The sequence below is a fragment of the Phormidium sp. FACHB-592 genome (genome assembly GCF_014695795.1).
Taxonomy (GTDB): domain Bacteria; phylum Cyanobacteriota; class Cyanobacteriia; order Leptolyngbyales; family Leptolyngbyaceae; genus Stenomitos.
In genome coordinates, this window is record NZ_JACJOZ010000051.1 from 1 (window position 1) to 14,720 (window position 14,720).

General features: G+C 49.7%; 16 protein-coding genes and 1 pseudogene. 11 read left to right on the plus strand and 6 right to left on the minus strand.

Going from position 1 to position 14,720, the window contains the following annotated elements:
- Nucleotides 1-122, minus strand: a 122-nt coding sequence (locus tag H6F86_RS13890) for an IS1 family transposase (protein ID WP_190446062.1), incomplete at its 3' end; no start/stop codon positions are given.
- Between the two features lie 118 nt (nt 123-240).
- On the opposite strand from H6F86_RS13890, the gene H6F86_RS13895 reads away from it, so the two are divergent.
- The 7 genes from H6F86_RS13895 to H6F86_RS13925 all read left to right on the plus strand — a co-directional run bounded on the left by H6F86_RS13895 (nt 241) and on the right by H6F86_RS13925 (nt 5,915).
- Nucleotides 241-621 carry an aldo/keto reductase gene (locus H6F86_RS13895; RefSeq protein WP_190449209.1) on the plus strand — a complete coding sequence of 127 codons (381 nt, stop codon included), beginning with the start codon at nt 241-243 and terminating at the stop codon, nt 619-621.
- Between the two features lie 280 nt (nt 622-901).
- Entirely contained in the window at nt 902-1,897 is a 996-nt protein-coding gene (locus H6F86_RS13900) for a gluconolaconase (protein WP_190449210.1), read from the plus strand.
- A gap of 209 nt (nt 1,898-2,106) precedes the next feature.
- Nucleotides 2,107-3,159, plus strand: coding sequence for an alpha/beta hydrolase (locus H6F86_RS32215; RefSeq protein ID WP_190449211.1), 1,053 nt, complete (start codon nt 2,107-2,109; stop codon nt 3,157-3,159).
- Nucleotides 3,160-3,201: 42 nt separating this feature from the next.
- On the plus strand, nt 3,202-3,954 hold the full coding sequence (locus H6F86_RS13910) for a glucose 1-dehydrogenase (protein WP_190449212.1): 753 nt from the start codon (nt 3,202-3,204) through the stop codon (nt 3,952-3,954).
- Nucleotides 3,955-3,983: 29 nt separating this feature from the next.
- The gene (locus tag H6F86_RS13915; RefSeq protein WP_190449213.1) at nt 3,984-4,865 is read left to right on the plus strand and encodes a glucose 1-dehydrogenase; all 882 of its coding nucleotides are present in this window, start codon (nt 3,984-3,986) and stop codon (nt 4,863-4,865) included.
- Between the two features lie 27 nt (nt 4,866-4,892).
- The gene (locus tag H6F86_RS13920; RefSeq protein ID WP_190449214.1) at nt 4,893-5,306 is read left to right on the plus strand and encodes a nuclear transport factor 2 family protein; all 414 of its coding nucleotides are present in this window, start codon (nt 4,893-4,895) and stop codon (nt 5,304-5,306) included.
- Nucleotides 5,307-5,354: 48 nt separating this feature from the next.
- On the plus strand, nt 5,355-5,915 hold the full coding sequence (locus tag H6F86_RS13925) for a GNAT family N-acetyltransferase (RefSeq protein WP_190449215.1): 561 nt from the start codon (nt 5,355-5,357) through the stop codon (nt 5,913-5,915).
- 10 nt (nt 5,916-5,925) lie between these two features.
- Here H6F86_RS13925 and H6F86_RS13930 read toward each other — a convergent pair whose 3' ends face one another.
- From H6F86_RS13930 to H6F86_RS32815, 3 genes are all read right to left on the minus strand, one after another.
- Nucleotides 5,926-6,768 (minus strand): AraC family transcriptional regulator, encoded by an 843-nt coding sequence (locus tag H6F86_RS13930; protein WP_190449216.1) that lies wholly within the window; start codon nt 6,766-6,768, stop codon nt 5,926-5,928.
- A 147-nt stretch (nt 6,769-6,915) separates the two neighbouring features.
- Nucleotides 6,916-7,470, minus strand: a complete 555-nt coding sequence (locus tag H6F86_RS13935) for an amidoligase family protein (RefSeq protein WP_206756042.1) — start codon at nt 7,468-7,470, stop codon at nt 6,916-6,918.
- Nucleotides 7,471-7,625: 155 nt separating this feature from the next.
- Nucleotides 7,626-7,760 (minus strand): hypothetical protein, encoded by a 135-nt coding sequence (locus H6F86_RS32815; protein WP_277881667.1) that lies wholly within the window; start codon nt 7,758-7,760, stop codon nt 7,626-7,628.
- Nucleotides 7,761-7,962: 202 nt separating this feature from the next.
- On the opposite strand from H6F86_RS32815, the gene H6F86_RS13940 reads away from it, so the two are divergent.
- The 3 genes and pseudogenes from H6F86_RS13940 to H6F86_RS13950 form a co-directional block, all read left to right on the plus strand.
- Entirely contained in the window at nt 7,963-8,352 is a 390-nt protein-coding gene (locus tag H6F86_RS13940) for a hypothetical protein (protein WP_190449218.1), read from the plus strand.
- A gap of 530 nt (nt 8,353-8,882) precedes the next feature.
- A complete protein-coding gene (gene cutA, locus H6F86_RS13945) occupies nt 8,883-9,200 on the plus strand; it encodes a divalent-cation tolerance protein CutA (RefSeq protein WP_190449219.1) in 318 nt (105 codons plus the stop codon).
- Between the two features lie 66 nt (nt 9,201-9,266).
- A pseudogene (locus H6F86_RS13950) lies at nt 9,267-9,413 on the plus strand (IS630 transposase-related protein); the annotation flags it as partial.
- Between the two features lie 423 nt (nt 9,414-9,836).
- On the opposite strand, the gene H6F86_RS13955 reads toward H6F86_RS13950, so the two are convergent.
- Entirely contained in the window at nt 9,837-10,181 is a 345-nt protein-coding gene (locus H6F86_RS13955) for a hypothetical protein (RefSeq protein ID WP_190449221.1), read from the minus strand.
- A 360-nt stretch (nt 10,182-10,541) separates the two neighbouring features.
- Between H6F86_RS13955 and topA the strand changes: the two genes are divergently transcribed.
- Complete coding sequence (topA, locus tag H6F86_RS13960; RefSeq protein ID WP_206756043.1) at nt 10,542-12,326, plus strand: type I DNA topoisomerase; 1,785 nt, start codon at nt 10,542-10,544, stop codon at nt 12,324-12,326.
- Nucleotides 12,327-12,416: 90 nt separating this feature from the next.
- On the opposite strand, the gene H6F86_RS13965 is transcribed toward topA, so the two are convergent.
- Nucleotides 12,417-14,282, minus strand: a complete 1,866-nt coding sequence (locus H6F86_RS13965; protein ID WP_190449223.1) for a hypothetical protein — start codon at nt 14,280-14,282, stop codon at nt 12,417-12,419.
- Nucleotides 14,283-14,720 lie beyond the last annotated feature (438 nt).

Sequence of the window (14,720 nt, forward strand, 5' to 3'; positions counted from 1 at the left end):
TTCTTCGTCGGTTGTTCGATGAACTGTCGTCCGCAGTCGTGGCATTTGAACCGTTGTTTACCATTGTGGATACGTCCGTTCTTGACCGTTTTGACGGACGCACAAAGGGGGCAGGCAGGCATAGGAGGAGAACAACTCTACTTCTCTATCATTACATCTTGAGCACTACCATTTGGTGAAACGCACAGTAGAACGAGATTTACTGCCAATGGCAGAAGACTTAAATTTGAGCATTCTGGATTGGTCGCCGCTGGCGGGGGTGTGCTGACGGGGAAATACTTGAACGCTGATTCTGACCACGATCGACTTAACAAAGCTGAGTACTTTCAGCATTACAAAGTCGAGCGTGCCATGCAGATTGCTCAAATCGTGATCGATATTGCGGCTGAAGTCGGCTGTAGTGCTGCTCAGGTTGCCCTTGCTTGGATTCGGCAACAATCACCTTGCCACATTCCCATCATTGGAGCCAGAAATCTCGATCATCTCAAAGACAATCTTGGTTGCCTGAATGTCACGTTGAACCAGGCTCAACTCACTCGTCTTAATACAGCCAGCGAAGTTGATCCAGGTTTTGCTCTACAGTTTTTGCGTCGATTGCAAAACCTATTTCTAAGATCCTAAATAATTAGGATGAGAAAAAATGGGTAGTCCTAAAAATTTAATGATAGCTATGAATGCTTCCAGATCAGGGTTTCAGGACTTAAAGCTAACTTTGTAGACCTGAAGTAGCTCGACTTTTTTCACGTCTTTGCAACAACACATCCAGGAGCGCAACGAGAAAAGCAGCACTGTGGCTTCTATCTTAGACCGATACTTAGAGCTGCTCATACGACAGTCTCTCAATAAAATCCAGACAGGCAAGGTGTTTCAGCCAGCATTACCTTTAGGGCACTGCCAAAAAATGAATCGAACTCTCCTCCAAACAACTACCCTGATTTTGATTGCCGCTTCTCCTATTTTGGCTGCTCCTGCTCAAGCACAAAGTTTGATTCAACTGCCAACGGGGTTTCAGTATCCCAATGGCATCACTCACAGCCGCGATCCAATACGGCTCAGGTCCGCTGCAAGTACGTTGTATGTTGGCTCTGTTACGAGTGGACAAATTCTCCGCATCACGCTAAATGGCAAGACAGAAACCTTCTTTCCAGGAACAGACGAGATTTTTGCCGCAACCAGTCTACGCTTGGATGAGCAACGGGGCGTTCTCTGGGGAGCCTCACCTGACTTTCTTGGCGTTCGCGGTGCCGATGGTCAGGTGACTCGTCGCCCTCACCGAATTTTTGCGATCGATATTCGCACCGCTAAAGTCCTGCAAGTAATTGCCATGCCTGCTGGTGGATTTAGCAATGATATTGCACTGGATGAGAATGGAGGAGTCTATGTAACGGATAGTTCGCGTCCACGCATCCACTACCTTGCTCCTGGAACCACGCAGTTCCGAGTTTGGGCAGAAGATGAGCAGTTTCGCTCTCGTCAAATTGGGTTAGGTGGCATTGCCCGTGCTGCCAATGGCGTTTTGATTGTAGGCATGTTCTCAGATGGCAAGCTGTTGAAAATAACTCCGCAAGCGCAGGGAAACCCGAAAGTGGAAGCGATTCCGTTGCCGCGATCGCTAGAGAATCCCGATGGAATGCAATTTGCACCTGATGGTTCGCTGCTAATCACCGAAGGAGCAGTCTCCAGCGGTAATGGTCGTCTACTGCGGATCAGGAATATTTTGGATACCAAGACACCGAAGGAGATCGAAACGCTGGCAAGCGGACTGGAATCACCTGTAAACTTGACGATCGCGGGTCAAACCATCTGGATTACCGAATCCCGCATTCGTCATCGCTTGCTGCCAGGAAAAGAAGCCGCTGTTCCCAATACGTTTTTCGTGCGTCGGTTTGCACTGTAGGATGTGACCCGCCAAGTAGAGCAATCACGGCAATCGTTTTGCGGCTTTTAAGCGGTTGCGATCGCCCTTGCTTACTCAATAAATTGGTGCAGTACCAAGAGCGCAAGAATGCAACAAAACAGCGCAAGAATTGGGCTTTAGTTCAGCGAGGCCTTTTTCTAATCTTGAGGTATCCAAACGGGACACTACTCAAGGAACAGGAAATTGCCATGAACACCACAAAGCTCTTCTCGCTTGGAACGATCGCCCTGCTTGCGCTCACCCCCATTCCCACTGTTTTGTCAGAAACACCCAATCCTTCGCTTCAACGCAGGGAGCCAACGATCATGACCACTCAACCCACGTTCAGACCGGGAATCAATCGAGTCACCTTTCAAGGTGAAGGCGAAACGCTGGTCGGCAATCTCTATCTCCCTGCGACTTATCAAACCGGAGATCGCTTACCCACGATCATCGTCACGGGTGCATGGACAACGGTGAAAGAACAGATGCCTGCGGTGTATGCTCAACGGCTTGCCGATCGGGGGTTTGCTACCTTTGCGTTTGACTTCCGCTATTGGGGCGAAAGCAGCGGCACCCCGCGTCAGTACGAATCGCCTGCGGCAAAAGTGCAGGACATCAAGAACGCAGCAGCATTTCTGAAGTCGCTGCCAGTGGTAGATGCAAACCAGATCGGTGGCTTGGGCATTTGTGCCAGTGCAGGTTACATGGCAAAAGCGGTGGCTGAAGATGCTAACTTTAAATCGTTTGCGACGGTGGCAGCATGGCTGCATGATCCAGAATCTCTGCAAGCTCTATTTGGCAAAGAAACCGTGCAGCGTCGGATGGCAATTGGCAAAGCGGCTCGTCAAGCGTTCGATCGCACAGGCAAAGTAGAGTATGTCCCTGCGTATGCTCAAGCGAACTTCAATGCTGCCATGTCGGGCGATGTCAGCTACTACGGTAGCAAAGAACGCGGCGTGATTCCACAATGGACAAACCGTTTTGCCGTGATGTCGTGGCACGAATGGCAGGACTTTAATGGTGTGGCGCTTGCCTCTAGCATCAAAGCGCCAACGCTGATCGTGCACAGTGATGGGTCTGCGCTACCTGATAATGCCCGCAAGTTTTACAGCCAATTGGGTGGACAGAAGCAACTGGTGTGGACAGACGGACAACACCTCGATTTCTACGATCGCGATCCGCAGGTTTCCACGGCCGTTGCAGCCGTCGCAACTCACTTTCAAAAAACACTTGCCAGCCCAACGATTTCACAGAAATAACGCTCTTTGTGCAAGAGATTACCTTAAGCAGGAACACAACCTATGAGTGGACGTATGGATGGAAAGGTAGCACTAGTGACAGGTGGCAGTTCGGGGATTGGTCGAGCCACCGCGATCGCCTTTGCTAAAGAGGGAGGCAAAGTCGTGATTGCCGCACGACGAGTGCCTGAAGGTGAAGAAACCGTTCGGCAGATTGTGGAAGCGGGTGGTGAAGCGACTTTTGTTCAAACCGATGTAACGCAAGCATTAGAGGTACAGACATTGGTTGATCGCACGCTGGAACGTTATGGTCGGCTTGATTGTGCCTTCAACAATGCTGGGTCAGGCAAACCAGGCAAACTGATCGAGCTTGCGGAAGCAGATTGGGAGCAAGAGATGGCGGTGAATCTCAAATCTGTCTGGCTGTGTTTGAAATACGAGATTCCAGCTATGTTGCGATCGGGCAAAGGAGCGATCGTTAATATGTCTTCTCAAGGCGGCATTTTGGGAGTACCAAACTACGGCGCTTACGCAGCGGCAAAAGGTGGAGTGGCGGCTTTGACACGGGCAGCAGCGGCAGAATATGCAGCCAATGGTATTCGGATCAATGCAGTTAGCCCTGGTGCGGTGGAAACTGAACTGTGGGCAAACGCACCCGCAGGTATGTTAGAACAGGTTGCCACCGGGATTCCATTACAGCGCGTTGGGCAACCGAATGACATCGCTGAAGCCGTTTTGTGGCTCTGTTCGGCTGCTGCTGGTTTCGTGACGGGACAAAATCTGGCGATTGATGGCGGCTACACTACAAGCAATTAACAGGATGCATATCTGAAAAGGAGAAAACCATGAAAGGTCTGAATCGTCGGCGCATTCTTTCGATCGGAGGTTTAGGATTAGCAGGTGTGGCAACAACCCTGACAGGAAAAGCGCACGCCAATACGCCAACCCCGCAACCCTTGCAAACAACAACTCAAACTGGCAAATTTGCTAACAAAGTTGTCCTGATTACGGGTGCAACGTCTGGCATTGGGGAAGCGACTGCCAGACTGTTTGCTAAAGAAGGGGCGAACGTCTTCTTCTGTGGTCGGCGTGAGACGTTGGGCAAGCAAGTCGAAACCTCAATCCGCAGCACCGGTGGTGATGCCACTTACATGCGGGCTGATGTTCGCAAAGAAACCGAAGTCAAAGCTTTTGTCGATGCCTGTGTCGCCAAGTATGGTCGGTTAGACATCGCCTTCAACAATGCCGGGATTGACTATCCACCCAACTCGATCGCCGACACCGCGATCGCTGAGTTTGATGATCTGATGAACACTAACGCCCGTGGAGTGTTTCTGGGCATGAAATACGAAATTCCCCATCTGCTTAAAGTTGGTGGCGGAGCGATTATCAACATGGCAAGTATTGGTGGACAGCGGGCCTTTGCCAACATTGTCGGCTATGGTGCCAGCAAAGCCGCCGTGATTCATATGACCAAAATGGCCGCACAGGAATATGGCAAAACCATCCGCATCAATGCGGTCTTACCGGGAGCGATTGACACTGCCATGCTCGATCGGGTGGAGCGGGATTGGAAAGTGACGAAAGAACAGTTGGCTTCTGGCTACCCAATTAAGCGGGTGGGCAAACCAGAAGAAGTCGCTGCCGCCGTGTTGTGGTTGGCTTCGCCAGAAGCATCCTACGTTTCAGGCGTAGCTTTCAATGTGGATGGTGGCGGTCTTGGTTAAGCTGATAGCCTCAAAGGAACAAAGCTCATGCAAGCTGAAATTATTGATGTGGTCAATCGCATTGGTTTGATGGCAGACCGGCGAGATTGGCAAGCCTGTCGGGATGTCTTTAGCGATCACGTTGAAACCGACTACACCTCGTTGAACGGTGGGCAACCTACGTCGGTCAACGCAGACGACCTAATCAACGGATGGAAGGCGTTCTTCACCCAAACCTTTACAACGATTCAGCATCTCATTGGTAGTCATGTTGTCACCATCACTGGCGACAGGGCCATTTGCCTTTCCAACTTTCAGGCGCATCATGTTTACCTGGATACTCAGAAAGGAACCTGGACATTGGGAGGGTTCTATGAACATACTCTCGTCCACACCGCCGAGGGCTGGCGAGTCAATCGCATGAAAATGACCTGGACATGGGAGCAAGGAACTCGCCCCTAGCAAAAGTCTCAGTTATATTGCTATCAAAGTTGATAGTAAACTGCCCTCATGCTCCCTCTCATCACGCTTGAAACTCCCAGGTTAGTCTTACGTCCGCTGGCAATCACTGACGCGCCAGCTATCCAAAGACTTGCCAGTGATCGTGCAGTTGCCAATACGATGATTTCGATTACTCATCCTTACCCGGAAGGCGAAGCTGAGAACTATCTCTCTACGAGAATCTCTGAGTTTCAAGAGCAGCATTCTGTTGCGTTTGCGATTGAACGTAAGCCAGAGAAGTCGGTGAGCGGAGTGATTGAAATCCGAGAAATCGATCGAGAACATTCACTTGCTGAACTGAGTTTCTGGTTAGGAGTTGAGGCATGGGGGCGGGGATACATGAGTGAAGCTCTACTTTCAGTACTTTGTTTCAGCTTTAATGACCTGCATCTCAATCGGCTCTACGCTTACCACATGTTGAGAAATCCAGCGTCAGGTAGGGTGTTGAAGAAAAATGGGTTTGTTCAAGAGGGTGTGCTGCGGCAACGCGTTCAAAAGTGGGGAGTGTTTGAAGATGTAGTGCTGCTAGCAATTCTGTACAAGGATTGGAAGCGAAACGTGGCTCCTTGAGTATCAGAGTCTAGCTGCACTGCGATCGATAATTTTTGGGTGTCACGCCAGTCACTTTGCGAAAGTGCGCCGTGAAGTGGCTTTGATTGGAGAATCCTACCCGGTAGGCAATTTCAGCAACGGGCAGTTTGGTAACAGTTAAAAGTACTTTCGCTCGTTCAAGCCGACGCTGAGTCAAGTATTTGTGTGGTGAGTCTCCGCTCGCCGCTTTGAACGCACGGGCAAAATGAAACTGACTCATGGGAATTAACGCTGCCAGATCTTCAATGACAATCTCATCTGCTAGATTCTCCTCAATGTAATCCTGAATTTGCTTCAGTTTCACAACATCTAGCGCGCCTGCGGGAATCACCAATTTTTTCGCTGGAGCCTGTTCACAATACTGACGCAGTAAGTGAACCGCCAACAGATTCTTCAATGATTCCGCGAACAGAATGCCTGCCAGTCCTTCACTGAGCAACTCGCTCTTAAACAGGTGTGCCACTTGCACAATGATAGAGTCAGGAAAAATTACCCGATGAGCCAGTCTGGTTTCGGCGGATAGTTCGTTTTCGATCGCAGTCCGGCACAAAAACTCTGGCTCCAGATAAATCGTGACATACTCACTGGGTTTCGTGCGCTGATGCCAGATAAACTCACGATCGCCATACAAGAAGGCGCTTCCGGCTGGTAGCGGTGTGGTTTGCTTCAATCCATCCACTGACCAAGTGACGCGATCGTGAGGGATAAATGCCACACTGATAGCATGTTTCGGCATGGTAAAGTCAAAGTCACCGACTGCTTCCATCAAGCCATACTCGACCGTGATGTCTTTCCACTCTTTTCTGAGCAACAGCGCTGGCTGGTCAGTCATGCCTTGCACCTAGAGAACGCTCTACGACTGGGGTTTCTACACTTTCAGTATAAAACTACCTCAAGTAGATGAAGTCCACCTCCTCTAGGTAGGCAGTCTACGCTTAATTTACTCGGTAAACGCAACGACGATCGCGGTAGAACGGCGTCAGGCTGGGCTGATGGAGCTTGTAGAGCAAAGTCTAGCCAAAGTGGTATCAAACTCCGTCTTCCATGCGCGACGGACAGTGAACTCGCGCTCGGTAACTTTTTTGGGGTTGGTAGCGAGCGCCCGCTCCATCCAGGTGCCGAGGAACAAAACCCATTGGCAAGCTTTGTCAGCATCGACGGTGCCTGCGTGCTGGCGAAACTCAAGCGTGTCATGTTGCCAGAAGGGAAGCAGGTTGAGTTTGAAGTAGCGATCGCGTCCGGTCACGTTGCTGTACAAGTCTTCCAGTGAACTAGCATGGTCGATCGCTGCGAAAGCACAGTTGATGGTTTGGGTACGGTTGCCGCACTCAAACCGATACAGCAGGCTCTTGCAGTCGTTGTCGTGAGAGCTACGGCGGCTTTGGGGCATCATCGCATCCAACACATCTTTAAACTTAACGTAGTGCTTAAACAAGTTCTTGCAGTGTTGCAGGCTGAGGTCAGCCGCGCCGCAGTGAGTGTGCATCCCGCAGGACTGCTTGACCTTGGTAGCGATGTTTGTCAGTGTCTCCATCACCTGCGTACCTAGCGTAGTCCTTCTTCGCCTTGCAGCACTGGGCTAACCACTTCAAAGCCCTTGTTGCCGCTAATGGAGGCATCGGTGATCACCTTCCAACAGGGCTGTGTAGAGTGGTTGTAAGACTGGACTTCGGCGTTGATGCCTGCTTGTTAAAGGGCAGTAGCGACTGGCGCTTGTGTGCCGTTGTAGTCTTTAATCTCGACTCCGAAGGTGCGGTTAAACATGGTTGCGACGCGTTTGCTCTCGACTCCTAAAGCATCACCAGGGTCAGCGGCGAGCGACAATACTTTCAGGATGCGCGTTCGCTATCGCTGCCCGCCCTCAGCGATAAGGGTTGTGAATCGGTAGGGAAGAAGTCGTGTTAGTAGTAGCGATCGCGCTCGTTTAACTACGGGTCAATGAAAATTCTGTGAAGGCTAGGCAGTAGAACTAGCGGTAGCAGTTCTGTGGGTGCATGGTTGAAGAGCACTTGTATCTTCTGCCCTCATGAATTGCCGTCTTTGGTCGCTCGCTGTCTCTGTTGGACTTGCCTTAATGACGCTTATTGCCTTGCGTGCCCATGCGTTACCACCAGAGTCTGATAGTGCTTGTTACATGACTACTGCGTCTGGGCAAGTCATCGACCTGAAGCAATCGCTCTGCCGCACTCAGCCTGCCAGCCGTTTGACCCAAACACGTTCCTCCTACCGCCGCCCAGCTTCGTCGCACTCGCACACTGGAGTTCGGTCTGTGGTGAAAAGGGTTAATGGCGGCGTGACAACTACGGTGTATGCCTCGCCTGGCTATAACGCAACCATGCGGTCTGTTTATGCTGGGTACAACTCTAGCTACAACTCCGGTCGTCGCACTCAAACGTCCTCATCGTCTGGGTATTGAAGCTCTGTCCCATTAGTTCCAGCGCTTTGCCTGTTTTGGCTGAGTCAATCGGTTGTGCCGTGCTAGCTTTGATTATGTCTGGGTCTTGCCCAATTTTGAAGTCGTTGAGGAAGAGTGCGATCGCCACTTCTTTAAAAGCAAACCTTGTGCACATTGGGTGCTCTGAATGCTCCCACCAATGTTCTACTTTGACCGTTGCTCTTTGCACGCCCGCTTTGGAGTCAGGTCAATGAAGATGCGTTCGCTAGAGTGCGGTTGATAGTTAAACAGGTAGCGATCAAGATACCAATCAACGTCCTCTTATTCCCGGCACGGTTGGAGACACAAAAGGGTATCACACCATCACGAGGGTTCCAAAGCCATTCCACTTCACTGCCGTTATCCTAGCCGCTTGCTCTGCCGATGATCCTGCTCAACAATATTGTTTCAAATGAAGTCCAGAGTATTGCCCTGTGAATCAACCTAGCGGTACTTCCAGAGAGAAGCTGTCGTCTGCTGACTAAGTCAAAAGGTTCCTTACTGTCTCAGCTATGCAACTCATCGCAGTTTATACAACGGTCGCAACACAGGAAGAGGCCCGACGCATCGCTAAGGCGCTCGTCGAGCGCAAACTGGCTGCGTGCGCCCAGATCACCGCGATTGAGAGCTTTTACGCTTGGAACGGTGCCGTGCAGCACGAACCTGAGTGGCGCGTCCTGTTCAAAACCACCGCTGCACAGTACGCTACGGTCGAGACTGCGGTTCGTGACCTGCACACCTACGAGTTACCCGCCATTCATGCGGTAGCAATTGAACACATCTTTGCGCCTTACGCCGCCTGGATTGAAGAAGGCTCATCCGGTGAGTAGTGCTACGGCCAAGACAGTTAGGACGGAGGCTAGAGTTGTCCCCAATGCTAGGCATCGAATGCATCAATGGCAAAAGCTTACAGTTATGATCTGCGGCAAAAGGTGATTAAAGCGATTCAGTTAGACGGCATGAAGAAAACCAAAGCGGCACAAGTATTCCAACGCAGTCGTAATACGATCGATTTGTGGCTGGAGCGGCAGCGTGAAACCGGACACCTTTTTGGCGACTGCCTTGACTTGTAGTTGGGTTAGTGTTTCAGCCAGTCGCTCGCTGAGCGCCTGGTACTCGTCGGTCTCGGCTTTAAGTTGTTGTGCCTGCGCCATGACCAAGGCAGTTAACCGGACAAGGTTCACTTCGCCTTCTACCACCCACTGATCGAGGCACTGGTTGAAGTCTTGCTGCAAGCTACGATCTGTAGCGTCAGTAGACTCGGTCTTGGCGTTGGGTTGGGTTGGTTCTGACATGGGGTTTGTGGCTGTGGCGTGAACGGCTGTCCCACTATGGGAGCAGTAGTGTTACTTGTCTTGTGGCATGGTGTCTTGACCCTAGCACTATCTCACTGCCAACAAAAAGCCCCAAACATGAGTAGTCTAGGGCGGGTAGTACAAACTGTTGTTGGGTGTAGCGCCTGACGCTTAACGCTGGAAGGGAATCACGTTGCTGGCTTTGAGGGCCGCTAGCATTTCATGTTTCTTGAGGTGCTTGTGTTTCCCATGTGCGTCACGCCATTTGATCCCGGCTTGCTGACATTGTTGCCGTAGCTGCTCCACGGGGGAGCGTGGTTTGGACGGTGGGACGGTCTGAATCGGCGGCTGGGGACTCAATTCCCGTAAGACGGGTGTAGTCTGTCGCCGCGTCTGGAACTTAGTCTGGAACGGCTGGGTGAAGTGAAGGTGTGTGCGCCAGGCGAGTGACCCCGCCATATAGCTCAAACTAAACCACTCGACGGCCACCGTTGCCTGGGTCAGTAACTCTTCCATGTCAAAAACTCCTGGTATAGCCCCTCTGCCGCCAACGAATGTAGCGAAGCTGGGGACAGACGGGGAATTTGCTTTCCATAGTACTAGAGTCCCCCGGAAATGGATCACTCTAGCGCTTTGTCAAGACCCTCGTTTTGACAAAGCGCCAGTCAAGCAAGCAACGAAAGTCTAGTGGTGTTGCTAGTTTTGTGTTTTGTTTTAAGTTACAGCTTGACTTTTAAGCTCAAGGACGATTATCAGTGCAGCTGTTTGACGTGCCACGCTTAGCAACCGTACTGTTTGGGCACTCTAAGGTTGTACAGCGGTCAATGTCGCCACCTTGGTAAGAGCGCATTGGACGACTCCAACCTTTTAAGCATTATGGAAAAGCTGCTACTCATTATTGAGTCTCCCGGTAAGCGCGAGAAAATTACAAAGTACTGCAAGGACTTGGGCATAGACGCTGTGGTTAAAGCGAGCGTCGGTCACATTCGTGAACTTGGGGATTCCGGCGAAGACAGCCGTGGGTTCGACATTCACGGCTCTAAAGTAGTCTCAAATTGGGAAGTCTCCAAAGACAAAAAGAAAAACCTGAGTGCAATTAAGCAGGAAATGAAAGGTCGCCGAGTTGTTCTGGCGACAGACGGCGATCGTGAAGGTGAAAGCATTGCCTGGCATCTAACTGAGGAGTTGAAGCTGAAGAACCCTGATCGCGTGGTCTACCAGGAAATCACGAAGGACGCGATTCAAAAAGCGTTGGCGAACCCACGCAAGCTAGACGTTGATCTTGTGGGCGCTGCTTTAGGACGAGCACACCTGGACAAAATGGTGGGCTACTCTGGCACCAAACGGATTGTATGGGCATTGGACATTGGTGCTAAGTCAATGGGTCGTGTTCAATCCTCAGCACTGTGGTTGTTGGCTTCTCTAGAGCTGCGGATTCGTGCCTTCAAGCCAGAAGACTACTTCACACTCTCAGCAACCTACCCTGAAGGGTTCAAAGCGCTGTACCGTGCGTCTAAAGCGGGTAGCCAAGACACTGAAGCAGCAGTCTCTGAAGAACAGGAAGCCAAAGAGTCAGAGTCTGACCGTATTACAGACCCTAAAATAGCGGCTCAAATTGTGTCAGAGGCGCAGTCTAAGCCTCACAAAATTGTGAAGGTTGAGAGCCAGCAAGCCACGCTCAATGCTCCAGCACCGTTTACTACGTCCTCTTTACAGCAAGCAGCAGGGGCACTCCTGAAATTAGCCCCAGAGCGGACGATGGAGTTGGCTCAGGTGCTTTATGAGCAAGGCATGATCACGTATATGCGGACTGACTCAGTGGCATTGTCTGCCAGCTTCTGTGAGGCTGCCCTGGCATACCTCCAGCAGACAGACCCGACAAATGTGCCTGCAAAAACGGCAAAACATAAAAGCAAGGACGGTGCTCAGGAAGCTCACGAGGCAATCCGTCCTACTGATTGCGCAATGATAGCAGAGAAGGCTCAGTCTCTGGCTGAAGCGCCTTTTCAAAAGTTGAAGGGGAACGGCAAAGCAGAGGCAATCAAACTGTATGACCTGATTTGGCGGCGGGCGATCGCTACACAAGCAGCACCCGCACTGATAGCTAAAACGAAAGTGCTGCTACAGTCCGGCACAACAAATTGGGAGGCTCGTGGTCAGGTGCTAACCTTCCCTGGCTACACCAAGTACTGGAACAACCTGAGTGGTGATTCAGTGCTGCCTGCTGTTAAAGAAGGTCAAATGATGACTAGTGCTAAAGTCCAAGCTGACAAAAAACGCACGTCCCCACCCGGTCGCTTCTCGGAACCACGCTTGATTCAAGAAATGGAAAAGAAGGGCATTGGTCGTCCTTCTACATATGCCAGCACGGTCAAAACCTTGAAAGACCGTAACTATGTCCAGGTGGAAAAAGGTAAATTAGTTGTGACTCCAACTGGCATGGAACTAATGTCCTTTCTGGATGCTGTTATTCCTGATCTAGTGCGTCCGAAATTCACAGCTGAAATGGAATCTCAACTAGACCAAATTGCGTCTGGCAAGTTGGATTGGCAAACCTTTTTAGTTGATTTCTACAACCAGACATTTGCGCCATCGCTTGACAAAGCTGAGTCAGTGATCGCCCAACTTAAACTACAGCGTAAGGCTACTGCTGCTAAGTAGCGCTTGTTTAGTCTAATTATTATGCGAGGCTTCAAAGAGCACTGATGTGCTGACTGAAAGTCTCTTTTTTTGCGGTTATATCAATCCGTTTCAGTTTAAGAAGCGTCTCAGGCTTTCGAGTATATTTAAGCCTTTATTGTTAGCTGCTCCTTCTTCCTTTCGCTTCGTTTGTTTCCCGTGCTGTTCAAACTGATCAGCATGGAAAGCGATCGCTTGACGAGCTTCTTCAAACTTACTTGGATATTCTTCCGAAGCCGTTACTATAGTCTGTTGATTTCGGTTTATACCTCTTAGATCTAATGGTTTCTGTGGGTCATAGTAAGCTACTTTGTTAACGGGCACTCCGTTCAGAGTAACTGACTCCTGACTGCCCTTTTGAGACAAGTGTAAGTGCCCATAAGTCTGCATAGCCTTAGCCTTAGCCAAGCTTCCGAGCAGGTTGAGGAAGCGGTGCATAGAAACAGACTGAAAGCCCTCTTTGTAAATCAGTTCAATACCGATATTTACACCCCAACAGTCTTCTTGATTCAAACGGTTCCTTTGTTGAGCCAGTAAGAGCCACGTTTGGAAAAGGTTTTGACCAAACTCCGCTAATTGCTCAATTTCGGCTGGTGTTGGTAGTGCTTCTGCTGGTAGAGCTTCAATTGTTTCAATTACCTTTGATTCACTACTGTTGGGTAAGTCTTGAAGTACAGTAGTTGGTTCTGTGACAGAATCATTGAGTGTTTCTGTCACAGAATAAAGATTCTCTAGTCTGTAGTCTTGCTTTCCTTGCGTGGCAATGGCTTCAAGCTTTTTAAGAGTTTTTTCAGCGGTGCTACTTACGACAAATTCGTTAAAGGTTACGGGCGTGGCTGTTTTGAACGTAGTTACTGAATTGAGTGCCTCTTTCAATTCTGTAACGCTATTTTCTACTGCTTCGAAGGTGCCTGTTTCACTTTCAGTTAATTCTCCTGGAAGGGTATTGCTCGTGTCAGCTTTGAATTCTGTTACAGCATAGAGCCCCTCTTTTTGTTGCCCTTGCAATTCTGTAACAGAATATGGTTTGGCTGCACTTTCACTTACTTCAACGTGTTCTTCTCTGTAGTTATCGGTGTCAACACTCGTCTTGCCAAACGTCTCTTCAATGGTTGTCACTAGAGTCTGCAACCGAATAATTTCGGTTAGGTTAGGCGCTTTCGTTACCACGCTTTCTGTTGTTGCTTGTGTTTTCTCCGGTTCAGTAAGAAGCGCCTCAATGGCTTCTGCTTGGTCTGCATTGTCAGGGTTTGAATTTGCTTCTTCAGCGTCCGCAATATTTACTGTTACAGCATGTGGTTGTGTTATCAGGTCACTGCCTTGATGACCAGGGATTACCTTTTCAAGCAGTGGTTGTGTTGGTTCGATTGACTGTTCTATGACAGCATCTCTTTGTGGATCTATAGATTCAGTTAAGCCACTTGCAACTTCAGGACCGACAGCCATAACAGTACCTTCTTGAGTGCCACTCATTGTGCCTTCAGTTTCCTCGGTTATCAGCTCTAATGAACTGGTAACAAGGTCTGAGCCGCTGCTAACTTGCTCAGGTGAAGCACTGGGTTCTGCTGCCGGGTTATCGTCTTCTAGCAAAGCAGAAGTCTCTGTTAGTCTTGTTACAGAGCTAACAGAGACTTCTTTTTGAAAGACTTGTGACAACACTTCAACGGGAATTGGTTCGTCTTCTAAAAAGAGATCTTCTACAGCGCTAGAGCTAACAGCCTTGGTTGCTACTGGAGGGGTAAATTCACTCCATTGTGGCTCTTCAATCACTGCCTCCATGGGCTCGTATTCTGCTAGCAACTTATTTAGGACTGCTCTAGCTTCAGCGCCATTGCCGGCATCAATGGCTCTCGCTATTTTTTCAATTCCTACCTTAAACACCTTGGGCAAACGAAGTGTGTCGGTAGGAGCAAAATTCCAGGTTGATGTTCGAGACATAAGTTCTTCAAAAGAGAGGTAGCGTTAGTACTGCCAGACTTGATGTAGCCTCTAGAGACATTTACCCCGTTAGTATGCCCGTTTGAACAGTATTTACGTAGAGACTTTTTAATTGCACCAATTTTATGACGGCATAAGCTGAATTATTCTGAAACAAAACGATTAATTCTCCGTAATAACGCCTGCTAACTAACTTTTTGAGGCGCAATTCGGTAGATTTGGCGAGTTCACTTTGGCTCCAGAGCGGGGCAGTCTGCGTAAGGGCGATGACGTCTTTATTTTCACATGGATTGTTATGCACGGTGCTGTACGACGAGGATTGATTGCAGGAATCGGAACCTTAACGACGTTCGTTGTTACTGGTCTTTCGGGTCAGGCTTTGCCGAAACCGGATCACCTTCTCGTACCGACCGTGCAATTAGAAACTAGTTTTTCAGT